General features: G+C 73.8%; 14 protein-coding genes and 1 pseudogene. 9 read left to right on the forward strand and 6 right to left on the reverse strand.

The genetic code is table 11. The features are described from left to right. Nucleotides 1–3: 3 nt before the first annotated feature. From zapE to AB5J87_RS08215, 4 genes are all read left to right on the forward strand, one after another. Nucleotides 4–1,074: a cell division protein ZapE gene (gene zapE / locus AB5J87_RS08200; protein ID WP_369375567.1), complete on the forward strand. Its 1,071-nt coding sequence runs from the start codon at nucleotides 4–6 to the stop codon at nucleotides 1,072–1,074. Nucleotides 1,075–1,125: 51 nt separating this feature from the next. Beyond that, nucleotides 1,126–1,551, forward strand: a complete 426-nt coding sequence (locus AB5J87_RS08205) for an OsmC family protein (protein WP_369375569.1) — start codon at nucleotides 1,126–1,128, stop codon at nucleotides 1,549–1,551. Nucleotides 1,552–1,669: 118 nt separating this feature from the next. Further along, the gene (locus AB5J87_RS08210; RefSeq protein WP_369375571.1) at nucleotides 1,670–3,043 is read left to right on the forward strand and encodes an alkaline phosphatase PhoX; all 1,374 of its coding nucleotides are present in this window, start codon (nucleotides 1,670–1,672) and stop codon (nucleotides 3,041–3,043) included. Nucleotides 3,044–3,138: 95 nt separating this feature from the next. Then, entirely contained in the window at nucleotides 3,139–4,020 is an 882-nt protein-coding gene (locus AB5J87_RS08215; protein ID WP_369375573.1) for a PPK2 family polyphosphate kinase, read from the forward strand. 57 nt (nucleotides 4,021–4,077) lie between these two features. Here AB5J87_RS08215 and AB5J87_RS08220 read toward each other — a convergent pair whose 3' ends face one another. From AB5J87_RS08220 to AB5J87_RS08235, 4 genes are all read right to left on the reverse strand, one after another. After that, entirely contained in the window at nucleotides 4,078–4,752 is a 675-nt protein-coding gene (locus tag AB5J87_RS08220; RefSeq protein ID WP_369375575.1) for a DUF5825 family protein, read from the reverse strand. Between the two features lie 46 nt (nucleotides 4,753–4,798). After that, nucleotides 4,799–6,760 carry a RiPP maturation radical SAM C-methyltransferase gene (locus tag AB5J87_RS08225; RefSeq protein ID WP_369375577.1) on the reverse strand — a complete coding sequence of 654 codons (1,962 nt, stop codon included), beginning with the start codon at nucleotides 6,758–6,760 and terminating at the stop codon, nucleotides 4,799–4,801. A 218-nt stretch (nucleotides 6,761–6,978) separates the two neighbouring features. Next, nucleotides 6,979–8,868, reverse strand: a complete 1,890-nt coding sequence (locus AB5J87_RS08230; protein WP_369375579.1) for an alpha/beta fold hydrolase — start codon at nucleotides 8,866–8,868, stop codon at nucleotides 6,979–6,981. Then, complete coding sequence (locus AB5J87_RS08235; RefSeq protein ID WP_369375581.1) at nucleotides 8,865–10,223, reverse strand: MFS transporter; 1,359 nt, start codon at nucleotides 10,221–10,223, stop codon at nucleotides 8,865–8,867. Before AB5J87_RS08235 ends, AB5J87_RS08230 begins: the two co-directional genes overlap by 4 nt. A 533-nt stretch (nucleotides 10,224–10,756) precedes the next feature. Between AB5J87_RS08235 and AB5J87_RS08240 the strand changes: the two genes are divergently transcribed. Beyond that, a complete protein-coding gene (locus AB5J87_RS08240) occupies nucleotides 10,757–11,644 on the forward strand; it encodes a polysaccharide deacetylase family protein (RefSeq protein WP_369375583.1) in 888 nt (295 codons plus the stop codon). A gap of 46 nt (nucleotides 11,645–11,690) precedes the next feature. Here AB5J87_RS08240 and AB5J87_RS08245 read toward each other — a convergent pair whose 3' ends face one another. Both AB5J87_RS08245 and AB5J87_RS08250 read right to left on the reverse strand, forming a co-directional pair. After that, a complete protein-coding gene (locus tag AB5J87_RS08245; RefSeq protein ID WP_369375585.1) occupies nucleotides 11,691–11,879 on the reverse strand; it encodes a hypothetical protein in 189 nt (62 codons plus the stop codon). A gap of 220 nt (nucleotides 11,880–12,099) precedes the next feature. Then, entirely contained in the window at nucleotides 12,100–12,777 is a 678-nt protein-coding gene (locus tag AB5J87_RS08250; protein WP_369375587.1) for an AIM24 family protein, read from the reverse strand. A 70-nt stretch (nucleotides 12,778–12,847) separates the two neighbouring features. Here AB5J87_RS08250 and AB5J87_RS08255 point away from each other — a divergent pair, with 70 nt between their 5' ends. From AB5J87_RS08255 to AB5J87_RS08270, 4 genes and pseudogenes are all read left to right on the forward strand, one after another. After that, entirely contained in the window at nucleotides 12,848–13,576 is a 729-nt protein-coding gene (locus tag AB5J87_RS08255) for a peptidyl-tRNA hydrolase (protein WP_369375589.1), read from the forward strand. Nucleotides 13,577–13,812: 236 nt separating this feature from the next. Next, nucleotides 13,813–14,448 (forward strand): annotated as a pseudogene (locus AB5J87_RS08260) (DUF4142 domain-containing protein); the annotation flags it as partial. Between the two features lie 189 nt (nucleotides 14,449–14,637). After that, entirely contained in the window at nucleotides 14,638–16,014 is a 1,377-nt protein-coding gene (locus AB5J87_RS08265; protein WP_369375591.1) for a DUF692 domain-containing protein, read from the forward strand. A gap of 211 nt (nucleotides 16,015–16,225) precedes the next feature. Further along, a complete protein-coding gene (locus tag AB5J87_RS08270; protein WP_369375593.1) occupies nucleotides 16,226–17,008 on the forward strand; it encodes a DUF4142 domain-containing protein in 783 nt (260 codons plus the stop codon). Nucleotides 17,009–17,015 lie beyond the last annotated feature (7 nt).

Below are 17,015 nucleotides of genomic sequence, written 5' to 3' on the forward strand. Positions count from 1 at the left end.
ACTGTGTCGACCAGCCCCATAACCGAAGCGGCCCCGCTGTCGCTCTGCGCCCGCGAGCCGCATGTCCCCGCCGACCGTCTGGTCGCCGAGATGGTGCCGCCGCCGCGGTTCGACTCGGTGCGCTTCGAGACGTACGTGCCGGACCCGAACCAGCCCAGTCAGAGCGAGGCCGTGGCCGTCCTCGGCGCCTTCGCCGCCGGTCTGGGCGGGGCGCACGCCAGCGGGGGCGGGCGCCGCAAGTGGTTCGCCAGGAAGCCCGCCGCGGCCACCGGCCCGCGCGGGGTCTATCTGGACGGCGGGTACGGCGTCGGCAAGACCCATCTGCTGGCCTCGCTGTGGCACGCCACCCCGGCCGAGCCCGCGCTGAAGGCGTTCGGCACCTTCGTGGAGCTGACGAACCTGGTGGGCGCGCTGGGCTTCCAGCAGACCGTGAAGACGCTCAGCGGGCACCGGCTGCTCTGCATCGACGAGTTCGAGCTGGACGACCCGGGCGACACGGTCCTGGTCTCCTCGCTGCTCGGCAAGCTGGTGGAGCAGGGCGTGGCGCTGGCCGCCACCTCCAACACGCTGCCCGGCAAGCTCGGCGAGGGCCGGTTCGCCGCCGCCGACTTCCTGCGCGAGATCCAGGGGCTCTCCGCACACTTCCGCCCGCTGCGGATCGACGGCGAGGACTACCGCCACCGGGGTCTGCCCGAGGCCCCGGCGCCGTACTCGGACGAGCAGGTGGCGAAGGCGGCGTACGCGACCGAGGGCGCGGCGCTCGACGACTTCCCCGGGCTGCTCGCCCATCTCTCGCGGGTCCACCCGAGCCGCTACGGGGCGATGACCGACGGGGTGAAGGCGGTCTGCCTCACCGATGTGCAGCCGGTTCCCGACCAGTCGACGGCGCTGCGGCTGGTGGTCCTGGCCGACCGGCTGTACGACCGCGAGGTGCCGGTGCTGGCGTCCGGGGTGCCCTTCGACCGGCTGTTCAGTGACGAGATGCTGAACGGCGGCTACCGCAAGAAGTACTTCCGGGCCATCTCCCGCCTCACCGCCCTTGCCCGCGACGCGAAGGGGCTCGTGGGGCAGTAGGTTGGCGCGCGGGGGCCGTAGACCCCCCTCAGCCACCAGAAGGGAAACATCATGGCCACCACGCGCACGGCGCACACGGTCTGGGAAGGCGAGCTCGTCAAGGGCTCGGGCACCGTCTCCTTCGACTCGTCCGGCATCGCTTCGCAGCCGGTCAGCTGGCCGTCCCGCGCCGAGCAGGCCAACGGCAAGACCAGCCCGGAGGAGCTCATCGCGGGCGCCCACTCCAGCTGCTTCTCGATGGCCCTCTCGCACGGCCTGACCGGGGCGGGCACCCCGCCGACCCGGCTGGAGACCAAGGCCGACGTGACGTTCCAGCCGGGCGAGGGCATCACCGGCATCCACCTCACCGTGCGCGGCGAGGTGCCGGGCCTGGACGCGGAGGGCTTCCGGGCCGCCGCCGAGGACGCCAAGAAGAACTGCCCCGTCAGCCAGGCGCTGACCGGCACGACGATCACGCTCAGCGCAGAGCTGGCCTGATCCACGGCCGTTTTCGGCCAGTTGGGGCGACACCGACCCGCATGATCCACGCGTGCTCCGAACGCGTGATAGATCATGCGGGTCACGTCTTCCTGTCCGCCAACAGGGGAGTTGTCCCATGTCCGAAGCAGGAGCAACACGACGTCAGATGCTGGCGCGCACCGGCGCCTCGGCCGCCGCGATCGCCTTCGGCGGTGCGGTGACCGAGCTGTTCGCGGGGGGACCGGCGGTCGCCGCCGCCCGGAGCGGCTACGGTCCGCTGGTGCCCGACCCGGCCGGTCTGCTCGATCTGCCGAAAGGTTTCCGCTATCGGGTGCTGTCCCGCGAGGGCGACCCGTTGCGGTCCGGCGAGGGCCCGGTGCCCGGCAACCACGACGGGATGGCCGCGTTCGCGGGCGACCGGGGCGGGGTGCGGCTGGTCCGCAACCACGAGAACCGGGTCACGGCCGCCGTCCCGGTCCCCCACGTCGAGGGTCTCGTGTACGACCCGATGGGCAAGGGCGGCTGTACCGCCCTGGAGCTCGACCGGGACAACCGGGTGCGGTCCGAGCGGGTCGCGCTCAGCGGCACCGCCGTCAACTGCGCGGGTGGCCGCACCCCTTGGAACACCTGGCTGAGCTGCGAGGAGACCGAGGACCGGGCCGGCACCAACGGCTACACCAAGGACCACGGCTTCGTCTTCGAGGTCGACGGCGCCGATCCGCGCCGCACCGGGGCCGTACCGCTCACCGCGATGGGCCGCTTCCAGCACGAGGCGATCGCGATCGATCCGCGCAGCGGTGTGGTGTACGAGACCGAGGACGCCTTCGACCGGCCCTTCGGGCTGTTCTACCGCTTCCTGCCGCACCGGCCGCTGGGCGGTACGGGCTCGCTGCGCGCGGGCGGGGTCCTGGAGGCCATGCGCGTGCCGGACGTGCCCGACCTGTCGGTGGTCCAGGAGCCGGGCACGTGCTTCGGCGGGATCGAGTGGGTGCCGGTGCCCGATCCGGGGGCCCGGAGCACCCCGGTGCGCCTCCAGGACTTCGGGCGGGGCGGCATCACCCACGCCCAGAAGCTGGAGGGCTGCTACTGGGGCGGCTCCTGCGTCTACTTCGTCTCCAGCTACGCGCGCGTGGCCGAGGGGTCGGGAGCCGACCACTTCGGCCAGGTGTGGCGGTACGAGCCGGGCCGCCGCAGGCTGACGCTGGTGGTGGTGTTCGGCCCGGCCACCGACGTACAGCTGCCCGGCGAGTCCCCCGACAACATCTGCCTCGCCCCCGACGGCGGGCTGATGGTGTGCGAGGACGGCAACGGGGCCCAGCACGTCTTCGGGCTGACCCGGCGCGGCGAGGTGTACGCGATGGCGCGCGGGCGCCAGGACATCGGCGGGCCCGGCGCTCCCGAGTGGGGCGAGTTCGCGGGCGTCACCTTCGCCCCGGACCGGCGCACGATGTACGTCAACTGCTACTCACCCGGCACGACCTTCGCGGTGACGGGGCCCTTCGCCCACTAGGGCCGGGGCCGGTCATCGGGGCCCGGTCGGCCCAGCGCTCGCGCCGGGCCCCGTTCCGTCGCACGATCGAGGGAACCGACCGTAAGGGGTGCGCAGTGGCCAAGAAGGGCGGCAAGAGCGGCAAGGGCGGGAAGCCCGGGCAGCGGGAGCTGCGCCGGCTGCTGCGCGTCCCCGGCGGTGAGCGGGTGGACCTCTCGGCGCATCCGGCCGACGCCACCCCCGGCGGGCCGGGGAGCAAGGCCGAGGGGCTGGCGGCGACGGCGGCGATGGGCGAGGAGCTCGCCGATCTCCAGGAGCGGCTGTACGCGGCGAGCACGGCGGGCGACCGGCGCCGGGTCCTGCTGGTGCTCCAGGGGATGGACACCAGCGGGAAGGGCGGCACCGTCAAGCACGTCATCGGCCTGTTCAACCCGTCGGGCTGCCGGATCAAGGCGTTCAAGGCCCCCACCAGGGAGGAGCTGAACCATCCGTTCCTGTGGCGGATCATGCGGGCGCTGCCGCAGCCGGGCGAGATCGGCATCTTCGACCGGTCGCACTACGAGGACGTACTGATCGCCCGGGTCCGCGAACTGGTCCCGCGCCGGCAGCTGGGCCGCCGGTACGGGCAGATCGACCGGTTCGAGCAGTCGCTGGCGGACGACGGCGTGAGCGTGGTGAAGGTCTTCCTCCACATCAGCCCCGAGCAGCAGCGCCGCCGGCTCCTGGAGCGGCTGGACAACCCGGACAAGCACTGGAAGTTCAACCCGGGCGACCTCGACGAGCGCGATCTGTGGCCCGCGTACCAGAGGGCGTACGAGATCGCCCTGGAGCGGTGTTCGACGCCGACGGCCCCCTGGTACCTGGTGCCCGCCGACCGCAAGTGGTACCGGAACTGGGCGGTCAGCAGGCTGCTCCTGGAGCAGCTGCGCGAGCTCGACCCCACGTACCCGCCGGGCGGCTTCGACGTGGCCGCGTGCCGGAGCAGACTGCTGAGTTGACGATCCGTCAGGACGGCTGGGCCGGGCAGGACCGCCAGGACCGCCAGATCCGTTCCGTCAGATCGCCATGGCCTCCTGGATCCAGCGGTTCACCCGGTACGGGAGCCACCAGGCCAGCTCGCCCACCTCCAGGACCAGCCGCTCGCTCCGGAAGTCGTCGAGGACGGCGGCGGGGACCGAGTCGGCCGGGGCGCCGTAGGCGAGGGACTCGATCACCTCGTGGTACTCGGGCTCGTCGGCGGTGAACCGGCGCAGATCGCCCCAGCGGCGGTCGCGGATCTGGACGAAGCCCGGCCCCTGGCGCCACAGGCACTTGCACAGGTAGTGGCCGTCGCGCCAGCCGCGCAGCGCCCCGGCCGCGTCGGCCGGTCCCTCCAGACGCTGCGGCGGCTGGATGTGGCTCATGACCTTCCACAGGTCCTCGTCGGCCGGGTCGAGCCGCAGCTTCCACTCCACGAAGACCGCGCGGGCGGTCAGATCGCGGACCAGGCTGAGGGCGCGCACGGCCTCCCGGGCCGCGCCGGGCGCGCTCAGGTCGGCCAGGTCGACGGTCTCGGGCAGCCGGACGCGGCGCACCCCCGTCTCCCAGAGCCGGTCGCTCTCCCCCTCGATGGGGCCGGCCAGTTCGAGCTCGCCGAGGAACATCCCCGGCAGGGTGCAGGCGTCCGGGTCGTAGTCGCGCCAGGCGGCGACGGTCAGGGCCGCGGCGTGGGTGGTGAGGGCGGTGCTCATCGGGCTCTTCCTCCGGCTCGTACGGTCGTCGCGGTCGTTCGGCGGGTCATACGCGGGCGGGCTCGGGGCGGGCGGAGCGCCCGGCCGGGTCCGCCGGGGCGTCGACCACCGCGTCCAGGGCCGCGTGGGCGTGGCGCATGAAGTCGAGGCGCAGCAGGTCCTCGTTGACGGCCGACGGGGCGATGTGGACGTACTGGCCGCCGTCGGTGAAGACCAGGCCGAGCTCCAGCCAGGAGTCGAGCAGTGCCTGCACCTCGCTCTCCGAGCGCTCGGCCCCCTTGGCCCGGGCGGCGGCCTTGCGGGTGAGGGCGGCGGGCGCGTGCGGCTGGTCCAGGAGGCGGAAGACCACCAGCTCGAACGGGTCGGTCAGCTCCATCGCACTCCAGGAGAACGTCCGCCGCCGGCTGACCAGGACGATGCGGTCGCCCAGGTCGGCGTGGGTGAGCCGGGCGTCGGCGTGGTTCTTCTTCCAGGCGTCCAGCGCGTCGTTGAGCGCGGTCACGGTCGGCTCGCCGATGCCGCGCTGGGGGGCCTCGAAGACGTACGCGAGGTCGTACAGCTCGGATTCGGGCAGGTCGTAGGTGAAGCGGTAGTGCTCTTCGGGGCGCAGTCCGTCGAAGCCGAGCTCGGGGCGGTTGAAGTAGGGGCTGAACCGCTCGATGGCGATGCGCGCGGAGAGGTCGACCGGCGGGTTGAGGTGTTCCAGGGCCGGGATCTGGGCGATCACCGGGTCGTAGTCCTCGGCGGTCTCGCCCGGGAAGCCGTGCAGGTAGTTCCAGGCGACCGAGAGGCCGGTCTCGGCGCCGTCGCGCAGCATCCGGACGTTCATGCAGCCGCTGACGCCCTTGTCCATCAGGTCCAGGACCTTGTTGTTGAGGCTCTCGATGCCCGGCTGGACGTAGATGAGCCCGGCGTCGGCGAGGGTGCGCAGCTGGCTGCGGCGCATGTTGGCCTTGATCTCGATGTGCATCCGCAGGTCGTAGCCGCTCTCGATGATGCGCGGCAGGACCGTGGAGAGGTAGCCCATGTCGAGGATGTTGTCGACGAGGTACATGTCGAGGACCCGGTGCTTGCGGGCCAGCTCCATGATCTCGTCGTAGAACTTCTCCGGGGTCTTGGAGCGGTACTGCATGAAGGAGCCGTTGAGCCCGCAGAAGGTGCAGTGGTGCTTCTCGCCCCACCAGCAGCCCCGCGCGCCCTCGACCACCAGCTTCGGCTCGACCCAGTTGCGGGCCACGGAGACGCCGAGGCGCTCGAAGTAGCCGCTGTAGTCCGGGGGCAGGATGGTGGCGGGCGGCAGCGGGCTGGTGGCCATCGGGTTGGCCACGCTCCTGCCCTCGGCGTCCCGGTGGCAGAGGCCGGGGACGGCGGCCAGCGCGGCCGGGTCGGAGCCCTCGCCGATGGCGGTGAGCAGCTGCGGGAACGCGGACTCGCCCTCGCCGCGGATCACATGGTCGACGAAGGGGAAGTTGCGGTGGACGGCCTCGCCCTGCTCGCCGTCGCAGTTGGCGCCGCCCATCACCGTGACGATGTGCGGGGCGAGCCGCTTGACGTGCTTGGCGGCGGCCAGGGCCGCGGTGTTCTGCTGGAAGGTGGAGGTGAAGCCGACGACGTCGGGCGCGTACTCGACGATCCGCCGCGCGATCGACTCCACGAACTCCGGTACGCACCGGTGCAGTTCCTGCGACATCCGCAGCCGGGACTTGCGCAGCTTGCCCTTCATCGCGTCCGCGAACTCCTGGTCGCGCCAGGCCGGGTCGTCGTAGAGGGCGGAGGAGAAGACCCAGTCGCCGCAGCCGAGGAAGTAGGAGGAGAGCGCGTAGTACTCGTAGTCGTCGGCGGTGAATTCGGTGCGCTCGGTGATCCAGTCGGTGAATTCCAGATTGGCGTGCAGCACCTCCGCACGGGCACCCGGAACGCGCTCGTCCACGCTGCGCTTGAGGATTCCCAGGGCCAGCGACGGCAGGTCGATCGGTGACCAGGGCATATTGACCAGCAGTACACGCATGTCGGGCTCCTCGCCGGTGCGGTGACACAAAAGGAGAAGAAGAAGCGGAGTCAGCAAGGGGCCGGGCCCCGAAGAAAGCCGAACGGGCAGGGCGGCACGGGCCGGCCCGGCGGAGAACCGCCGGACCGGCCGGCGAGGATCAGTCCTCTTCGCCGTCCTCGGCGTTGCGGAACGGAACCTTGATGGTCACGCCGACGCTCGGCTTGCGGTTCTCCTCGTCACCCGCGAGCGGGTCGTTCTGGATGATGTCCTTCTGCATGGGAACTCCTCTCATCGTGTCGGGTGGTGCTTTTTCCGGCGGGCGCCGCGGTGCGGACCCGTCCGGATTCCCCGCTCCGGTCCGAGCGGGGGGTCTTGGGGGCGCGGCCGGGGCCGCGCAGTTCGCGGTCGAGGAACACCACGGCGCGGCGCAGCACGGCCACGTGGTCCTCGGCGAGATAGCCGTCGTGGCCGGTGTCCAGCCACATCGACTCGTGCGGTACGCGGGCGCGGTCCAGCGCCTCGAGGTAGTCGCGCACCTGGCCGGGCGGGCACTTGGCGTCCCGGGTGGCGGCGGCGACCAGCACCGGCGCGCGCACCGAGGCCGCGTACCGCACCGGCGAGCTGCGCGCGTACCGCTCGGGCACCTCGTCGGGGGTGCCGCCGAACAGCCGCTCGTCCAGGGCGCGCAGGGCCGGGGTGCTGGTGCGGTAGGCGGCGGCGCAGTCGGCGACGGGCTTCACCGCGACGCCCGCCTGCCACAGGTCCGGCCGTACGCCGAGCGCGAGCAGCACCAGATAGCCGCCCCACGACGTGCCCCACAGGCCGACCGCGCCGGGCCGGACGACGCCCCGGGCGATGAGGTCGGCGCGGACCGCGACCAGGTCCTCGACCTGGGTGAGCCCGACGCCCGCGCCGAACGAGCCGCGCCAGCGCGGGCCGTAGCCGGTGGACCCGCGGTAGTTGACGCGGACGACGGCGAAGCCGGAGGCGACCAGCGAGTGGACCACGCCGTCGTAGGCGTCCCGGTCGTGGTCGGCGGGTCCGCCGTGCACCAGGAAGACGGCGGGGACCGGGCCCCGGCGCCCCTCCGGCAGGCTCAGCAGGCTGTGCACCGGGCCGTCGGGGCCGGGGGTCCACAGGTCCCGGTGCTCGCCGGGCACCTCGCCGGGTATGCCGTGGGTGGGGGGCAGTTCGGTGCCCGCGGTGGAGCCCATCCGGGGCGGGTTGGCGGTGTCCGTCCAGAGGTAGTGGACATCGCCTCCGGCGCGGGGGGCCGCGTCCAGGAGGGTGCCGCGCGGGGTGGGTACGCGCTCGACCGTGCGCTCGTCGAGGCGGACGCGGTGCAGGGTGCTGCGGCCGTGCCGGTCCTGGCGGACCAGGACCGAGCGGCCGTCGGGGTACCAGCGGGCGGTGAACTCGGTGTCGAAGGCGCACCAGGTGTGGGTGACGACGTCCGCGCCGGTGCCGGGGCGCCAGCTCGCCAGCTGGTAGCTGTCGGCGCTCTCGCGCACCAGGAGCAGTTCGGCGCGGTCGCCGCCGGGGGCGAAGCCCAGGGACCACAGTCTGCCGTGCGGGCCGTCGCCGGGCAGCACCGCGCGCGTGGTGCCGTCCGCGTCGAGCACGCTCACGGCGCGGGCCGAGCCCGCGGCGCCGCTGAGGGCGAGGAGGCGGCCGTCGGGGGTGATGCCGGAGAGGGAGGCGTGCCCGTCGACGCGCGTCACCACCCGGGCGCCGCCGCCGCGCGGGCCGATGTGGACGGTGGTGGTCCGGGCGTCGCCCAGGCCGATCGCGACGGTCGCGTCCTCGGCGACGGCGAGGCCGCGCGGCTCGCCCGGGGCGGCCCCGAGCAGGCCGGGCCGGTCAGGCCCGCCGTCGAACGGCTGGAACCGCCACAGCCCGACGCCCTGCTGGTCCTCGTCGAACCACCACACCTGCCCGTCGTGGTCGATGGCGTGGTGCAGGGTGCCGTGCGGGCGGTCGGTCACCTGGCGGGCGCGGCCCGTGGCGGCGTCCCAGGTGAAGACCTCGCAGCGGGCGTCGGCGTCGCCGGTGAACACCATCCGGGCCGGGTCGGCGGCGCACACCTCGGGCAGCGCGGCCCGGTAGACCTGGTAGCGACTGGTCATAGGGCGGCGCCCGGGGCCGGGAGGCGGACGAAGGTGGTGCGGCAGGCGAGCAGCGTCAGTACCAGCGCCGCGAGGACGGCGGGCGCGGCGGTTCCGGCGTAGGTGGCGCACAGCCCGGCGAGGACGGGGGCCAGGGCGGCGGACCCGCCGACGGCGGTGCTCAGGACCGCGCCGGTACGGGCCTGGAGCCCGGGCGGGGTCTCCTGGATGGCCCGGGACTGGAGGACCACCGTGACCACCGGCATCAGCAGGCAGAAGACCCCGAACAGGGCGCCGTACGTCCAGGGGCCCTCGGCCGTGGCGAGCCCGGCGGCCAGCGGGACCAGCAGCCAGGTGACGGTGACCAGCAGGCGGGCCGCGCCGATCCGGCCCGCGATGCGGGGCGCGGCGAGCGAGCCGGCGAGTCCGGCCGCGCCGGAGAGCGCCAGCACGAGTCCCATGGGGGCGCCGCCGTGGCCGCCCTTCTGGAGGGTGAAGACCGCGCCGTAGTACAGCGCGACGATCACGCCGTTGACGGTGGTGGTCCAGATGACGACGAGCCGCAGGAAGGGCGAGGTGCGCACCAGGGCGAATCCGGCGCCGACTTCGGACAGCAGGGCGCGCAGCGGGCCGCGGGCCGGGGTCCCGGCGGGACCGGCGGGCGCGGTTCCGGTGTGCGGGGCGGGCCCGCCGGCGGGGTGCGACCGCTGGTGCGGCTCCGGCTCGGCGCGCAGGTCGGAGCGGAGCGCCTTCACGCACACCGCCGTCACCGCGTACGAGACCGCGTCGGCCACGAAGGGCAGCGCGCGGGAGAGCTGGTAGAGGGCGCCGCCCAGGGCGGGGCCGAGGACGAGGGCGCCCTGTTCGCCCGCCGAGAGCCCGGCCACCACGCGGGCGCTCTCGCCGGGGGGTGCGATCAGCAGGACGGTTCCGGCCGCCGCCGCCTCGTACACGGCGGTGGAGAATCGTTCCAGCAGTACGGCTCCGAGCAGCAGCGCCAGCGGCGGGGTGCCGACGGCGGCGACGGTGGCCACTCCCGCCATGGCGAGCGCCGAGACCAGCGCGGACCAGAACATCACCGGCTTGCGCGCGCCCCGGTCGGCCGGCACGGCGGCGAGGGGGGCGAGCAGCAGCCCGGCGGCGGTGGAGACGCCCGCGACCGTGCCGACGACGGCGGCCGAGTGGCCGAGGCCGAGCAGCAGCAGCGGCAGGACGACTCCGGACGCCTGGCTGCCCAGCGCGTCGGTCGCGCCGGCCCACCAGAAGAGCCGGACGTCCCGGGATGCCCGTCCACGGTCGGCGGCCTCGGTCGTGGACGCCGTGGCGGAGCCCATCAGCGCCCCGTCCGCGACGAGGGCAGCTGTGGAGACAGCCATAAGCCAAGTTCACGCACAGCTACCCCACAGTCGGTCAGGTTGCGAAGAAAGTGTGCAGGATTCGAAACGAGCGGGAGCCTAACCAGCGCTCGGGCGGCCCCACAAGAGTCGGAGCGCCGAGGCCGGAATTGGACTGCGTAAGCCCCCGGCAAAGAAAACGATTGCGCTGTACAGGGCCCCTCCCGTACGGCGGTGGTTACCCGCTGCCCTGAAGACGAAGAGGAATGGCCGCGTCCTGCGCGGGCGCGCTCCCCGGCCGGTTCTCGCCCCCTCGCTTCGCGGCGGCGAAGATCCCGCCCTGACACGCCGTTTCGCGCGCCCGGACTGGCGTGTTCACCTTCCCTGCGGCGAACGCGCCCCATGTCCGGCGAAGTGCCCGCCGCCCTTGCGCGAAGGGCCCCGCAGCTCGCCGGACGGGGGCGCGGCGGCTCCGGGCGCCGCCGGAGGGCGAGCGCACTGAACGGTTCCGTCCGGTTCACTCATTGGCCGGAAACGTGTGCGTCGCGACGGCGGCGCGGCCGGGAGTTTCTCAAATGATCGGATACTTTCCGAAAGTGACTATTTCCGTACGAAAGTTGCTGGCAATTGTCGTTCTCGGTGCCGCGCTCGCGGGCTGCGGCTCCGGCCAGGGAGCCACCGACCACGGCACCAAGGCGGCGCCGGGCGCCGGGAAACCGGCCGCTTCGGGCGCCGCGCCCGCGCCCCGGCGGCCCCCCACGCTCGCGCCCGCGCCCGGCGGCCTCACCCCGGTCTTCTCCCGTGCGCCCCGGGGCGGCCAGAAGGTCGTCGCGCTCACCTTCGACGCCGACATGACCGCCGACCAGGGGCCGCGCGCGGCCGGCGGCGAGCACTTCGACAACCCGGCGCTCATCGCGGACCTGCGGCGCCTCAAGGTCCCGGCGACCGTGTTCATGACGGGCCGCTGGGCCGACGAGTACCCGGCCGAGGCGCGCGACATCGGCACGGACCCCGCCTTCGAGGTCGCCAACCACTCGTACAGCCACTACGCCTTCAAGTCCGACTGCTACGGGCTGCCGGTCGTCGGCGCGGACGCGATGCGGGCCGACGTCGAGAAGGCGACGGCCTCCTTCCGCAAGGCCGGGGTGCGCAACGCCGTCCCCTACTTCCGCTTCCCCGGCGGCTGCTACGACGACGGCGCGCTGCGCACGCTCGCGCCGCTGGGGATGACGGCCGTGCAGTGGGACGTGGTCAGCGGCGACGCCTTCGCGCGCGACGCGAACGCGGTCGCCGAGCAGGTCCTGGCGGGCGTCGGGCCGGGCTCACTGGTGGTCATGCACTGCACGCGCAGCGCCGCACCGGTCACCGACGAGGCGGTCCGGCGGATCGTGCCGGAGCTGCGGGCGCGCGGCTACCGGTTCGTGAAGGTCTCCGAGCTGATCGGCTCGGCCGGGCGGGGCTGAGGGGCACGGGGCGTGCGGGGCCCCGGCCCGCGCCCGGCACGGGCGGTCAGCCGGAGCAGGCGGTGCGCTGGGCCTCCTGCCACTCGCACACCGGGCAGAGCGTGATGCCCTTGACCGACTCCGGGTACTCGGTCGGCTCGCGGCACAGCACGCACTCCGCGTACGGCGGACCGTCGGCCCGGGCGGCGGGCGCTGAGGCGGGGGCGGCCGGGGTGCAGTAGGTCTCGTCGTCCACGCGTACAAGCGTACGACGGTGCTCGGACACGCGGCCGGGGGCTGTACGGCGGCGGCCACGCGCGCGGCGGTGGAGACCCGGCCGGGCCCTGCACGGCGATGGCGACCCGCGCGGCGTATGGCGCCCGGCCGGGCGCCATACGCCTGTGGTCACCCGCGCGGCGCCCGCGGGCCGCCGGCGTCGTACCGGTGGCCCGCCGCGCGCCGGGCGCGTGACCGGCTCAGTGCTGTTCGGCCTTCTTCGGGGTCGCCTCGCTCGGGCGGACGATGACGTAGCCCTCGCCCTGGAGCATCAGCTGCACGGCCTCGCCGGAGCCGCCGCGGATCATCGAGCCGATGGACTGCGAGCGGTGCAGGGAGGTGCTCAGGTTGGCGGTCCAGCCGACGACCGCGTCGGTGTCCACGTACACCGGCTGCTGCGCGGTGACCGGGATGACCAGCGGGTTGCCCTCGCAGACCAGGCCGAGCCGGCCCCAGCCGGTGAAGACGCTGTTGAACAGGCCGCCACCGGCGATGCCGGAGCCCTTGACCGTCTTGATCTCGTACGAGAGGGAGGCGTCGAAGCAGAGGACGTTGCGGCCGTTGACGGTCAGGACGTCGCCCTGCTCGATGTCGACGATGAAGCAGTTCTGCGCCTCGTGCGCGAACCACGCCTCGCCCTGGCCCTTCACGGCCATCAGCGGCAGGCCCTCGCCGGTGACGGCGCGCTTGAGCATGCCTCCTATGCCCTGGCCGCGGCGCTCGAACTGGAGGCTGCCGCGGTAGGCGATCATCGCACCCTGGCGCGCGAGCATCTCGCCGTTGACCGCGTACTTGATGGACTTGGCGTTCTGCAGGGTCATTCCGGCCTCGGTGGCCGGCTGCGCCATGTGCGCGGAGGAAAAGAGATCGCTCTTCATGCGCGCATCCTGACCCGGAACTATTCATTCCGCCAAGAAACCGGTTCTCGGTGGCTGGCAGACTGGTCGGGTGAGCAGCGAAGAGACCCCCGAGACCACCCCCGTGAGCCCGTTCCAGCCGGAGCCGAACGACCGCGACGAGGCGCCCCAGTACGTCCTCCCCCTGGCCGTCCGCATCGAGAAGGCGGACCCGCCCGCCCGCACCGACGCCCTGGAGACGGCCGCCCGCGCGGTGCTCGTGCTGCTCGACGACGCGCGCTCGCTCGACGACGGCGAGTGGGCCCGGGCGGTACGGGACTGGCAGGACGCCCGGATCCGCAAGGTGGTGCGGCGGGCGCGCGGCGCGGAGTGGCGCAGGGCGAGCGCGCTGCCGGGGATCACGGTGACCGGGAAGTCGGCCGAGGTCCGGGTCTTCCCGCCGGTCCCGCTGGACGGCTGGCCCAAGGAGCTCGCCAAGCTCCAGGTGTCCGGCACCGACCTGGACGACCCGGCCGCGCCCGGCGCCCCGGACCCGGTCGCACCGGTGCTGTGGCTCAACCCCGGCCTGGACATGTCGGCGGGCAAGGCCATGGCGCAGGCCGGGCACGGGGCCCAGCTGGCGTGGTGGGAGCTGTCGCCGCGGGAGCGCCGGGCGTGGCGGGAGGCGGACTTCGCACTGTCGGTGCGGACGGCGGCGCCGGAGGAGTGGGAGGCGCTGACATCGGCGGGCCTGCCGGTCGTCCGCGACGCCGGCTTCACCGAGATCGCCCCCGGCTCCTGCACGGTGGTGGCGGACCATCCGGCGCTGCGGCGGCGCTGACCGGCGGGGGCCGGGGCATGCGGCGGCGCTGACCGGCAGGGGCCGGGGCATGCGGCGGCGCTGACCGGCAGGGGCCGGCGGCATCCGGCAGCGTCCAGCGGGGTCGGGGGGGCCGGTGGGGTCCAGCGGGATCCGGCCGCGCCACGCCCCGAGCGGTCCCCCGCGTCCATGAACGCGACCCGCGTCCCATCCGTACCTCCCGGTACTGCCGAGTTGCCTGCCTGGGAGGCATGTTGATGGGACGCATCGGACGCACGGACCGCACCGACGGGGTCGGGATCCTCGGCCGGTTCAACGGAACGGCACTGATCATCGTGGCGCTGGCCGCCACCATCGGGGCGCTCGCCTTCCCCGTCTGGTCGTACGCCGACCGGCTCGGGACGACCCAGTCGAACCTGGACGCGGCGTCCGTGTCGACCCGCTGGGGGCCGCTCTCGCCCACCGACCGCGAGTTCGTGACCAAGGTGCGGCTCGCCGGGCTCTGGGAGCTGCCCGCCGGGCAGCAGGCGCAGGAACGGGCGCCGAGCGCCGCGGTCAAGGCGGCCGGGGACCATCTGGTGATGGGCCACACCGCCCTCGACAAGCACGTCCGGGACGTCGCCGCGCAGCTGGGCGTCGAGCTGCCCAACCAGCCCAACGAGCAGCAGCAGGGCTGGCTCAAGGAGCTCACCGCGGCGCAGGGGCGCGACTACGAGGTCAAGTTCGCCAACCTGCTGCGGCGCGCCCACGGCAAGGTCTTCAGCCTGGTCGCGCAGGTCCGCGCCAACACCCGCAACTCGCTGGTCCGGGATCTGGCGCAGGACGCCAACCAGACCGTCCTGGACCACATCAACATGCTGGAGGCCACCGGCATGGTCGACTACGACACGCTGACCACCCAGTAGGCGCCGGGGCCGGGACCCCGCAGGCGCCGGGCCCGGGGCCGAGCACCCGTCCCAACCTCAAATCAAGCTCTGAACGCGGGGCCCGCCGGGTTGGCGCGGCCCCGGCGGGGCCATGACCACTGCACACACCACGTCCCGGCGCCGCGACGTGCCATCGACATCACACGGGGGGCGACCATGGAACTGGGCATCGGCATCGGCTGGCGGCCCGAGATCGCCGACGCGGTGGAGCGGCTGCCCGGCATCGACTGGGTGGAGGCGGTGGCCGAGAACCTCTGCCCCGGCCACCTCCCCGAGTCGCTGGTGCGGCTGCGCGAGCGCGGGGTCACCGTCGTGCCGCACGGCGTGTCACTGGGGCTCGGCGGCGCGGACCGGCCCGACGCGGCGCGCCTCGCGGAGCTCGCGGCCCGCGCCGAGGCGCTGGCGGCCCCGCTGGTCACCGAGCACATCGCGTTCGTGCGGGCGGGCGGCGAGCTGACCGCGTCCGCCCCGCTGGAGGCCGGGCACCTGCTGCCGGTGCCGCGCACCTGGGACGCGCTGGAGGTGCTCTGCGAGAACGTCCGCATCGCGCAGGACGCGCTGCCGGTGCCGCTGGCGCTGGAGAACATCGCGGCGCTGGTGAACTGGCCCGACGAGGAGATGACGGAGGGGCAGTTCCTGGCCGAGCTGGTGGAGCGGACCGGTGTGCGGCTGCTGATCGACGTGGCGAACCTGCACACCAACCGCGTCAACCGGGGCGAGGACCCGGCGAAGGCGCTGGCCGAGCTGCCGGTGGAGGCGATCGCGTACGTGCATGTGGCCGGGGGCGTGGAGCGGGACGGTGTCTGGCACGACACGCACGCGCACCCGGTGGGCCCGGAGGTCCTCGGGGTGCTCGCGGAGCTGGTGTCGCGGGTGTCGCCCCCGGGCGTCCTGCTGGAGCGCGACGACGCCTTCCCGCCGGAGGCGGAACTGGCGGCAGAGCTGGCGGCCGTACGCGCGGTCGTGGACTCGCCCGACGCCACCGCGGCCCGCCCCGGACCTCCGTCCGCCCACGCGGGCGTGGGCGCCGCCGCGACCCGCCCCGGACCTGCGGGCGTGGACGCCCCCGGCATCGCCACGGCCCGCCTCGGGCCCGCGACCGGCCGCGCCGCCGTCGGCTCCCCCAGCGCCGCCACGGACCGCCGCGTCCCCCTCGCCCTCGCCCAGACCTCGCTGCTGTCCGCGCTGACCGCCGGCACCCCGATGCCGCCCGGCTTCGACCCCGGGCGGCTCCGGGTCCAGGCGCGGGCGCTCGTCGTCAAGCGGGCCGATGTCGTCGCCAAGGTGGCGCCGGAGCTGCCGGGCATCCTCGGCGAGGGCTACCGCCCGGCGTTCCTCGCGTACGCCGGAAGCCGTCCGCAGCGCGGCGGTTACCGCCGTGACGCGCTCGACTTCGTCGAGCACCTGCTGGCGCGGGGCGGCCACGACGCCGAGGTGCGGCGGCAGTTGACGCGCTGGTGGAAGGAGCGCGCGGGCGGGCGTCCGCCGGGCCGGGCCGCCCGGTTGCTGCGCGGCCTCGCGCGGGCCGCCTGACAGCGCCCGGCGCAAGCGGGCAGGGGCCCGGGGAGGCAGGGACCGGGGAGGCAGGAGCCGGGGGCGGGCAAGTTACCACGCTCCCAAGGGCCTTGACCCGTACTCGTCCAAGGCGTGATGCCTCCCACACGACTCCGTCACCTATTTCACCGAAAGACCTACCGGATCACCGGCCTCCGCATTACCGTGCGCACCGCACTTGGAGGCTTTCATGCGTCGGATGTTCCTTTCCGGTACCGGCCTGGTCGTCGTCGCCCTGACGGCGACCATCGCCGCCCTGCTCTTCCCCGTCTGGTCGTACGCCGACCGCTCGGGCACCGGGCTCGCCCAGCTCAACGCCGGGTCCGTACCCACCCGTTGGGGACCGCTGTCGGCCTCGGACCGGGACTTCGTCGTACGGGTGAGACTGGCCGGACTGTGGGAGCTGCCCGCCGGGCAGCAGGCCGTGGAGCGGGCGCCCAGCGCGGCGATCACCGCGGCGGGCCAGCACCTGATCGACGGCCACACCTTCCTCGACGCGCGCGTGCGCGAAGTCGCCGCCCAGCTCGGGATGGAGCTGCCGGACCAGCCCAACGACCAGCAGAAGTCCTGGCTGCGCACGCTGACGTCGGACAGCGGCGACACCTACGAGAAGGACTTCGCCAACCTCCTGCGGGCGGCCCACGGCAAGGTCTTCTCGCTGGTCGCCCAGATCCGCGCCAACACCCGCAACTCCCTGGTCCGGGCGCTCGCCGAGGACGCCAACACGACCGTCCTCGACCACATCAAGATGCTGGAGGCGACCGGCCTCGTCGACTTCGACGGGCTGGCCCGCGACTCCGTGGCGGGCACCACCGCCTCCCCCAGCGGCCCGCCGCCGCCCACACCGGGCGTCACGCCGCCCTCCTCGGTCCCGGTGACCCCGTCCTTCCCGCTGCCGCCCGCCGCCAGCCGGGCGCTGCCCGACGACACCCCTTCCGCCACTCCCGCCGACTCCCCCACCGACACTCCGTAACGAAGCG

Source organism: Streptomyces sp. cg36 (genome assembly GCF_041080675.1).
In the GTDB taxonomy this organism is placed as follows: Bacteria; Actinomycetota; Actinomycetes; order Streptomycetales; family Streptomycetaceae; genus Streptomyces.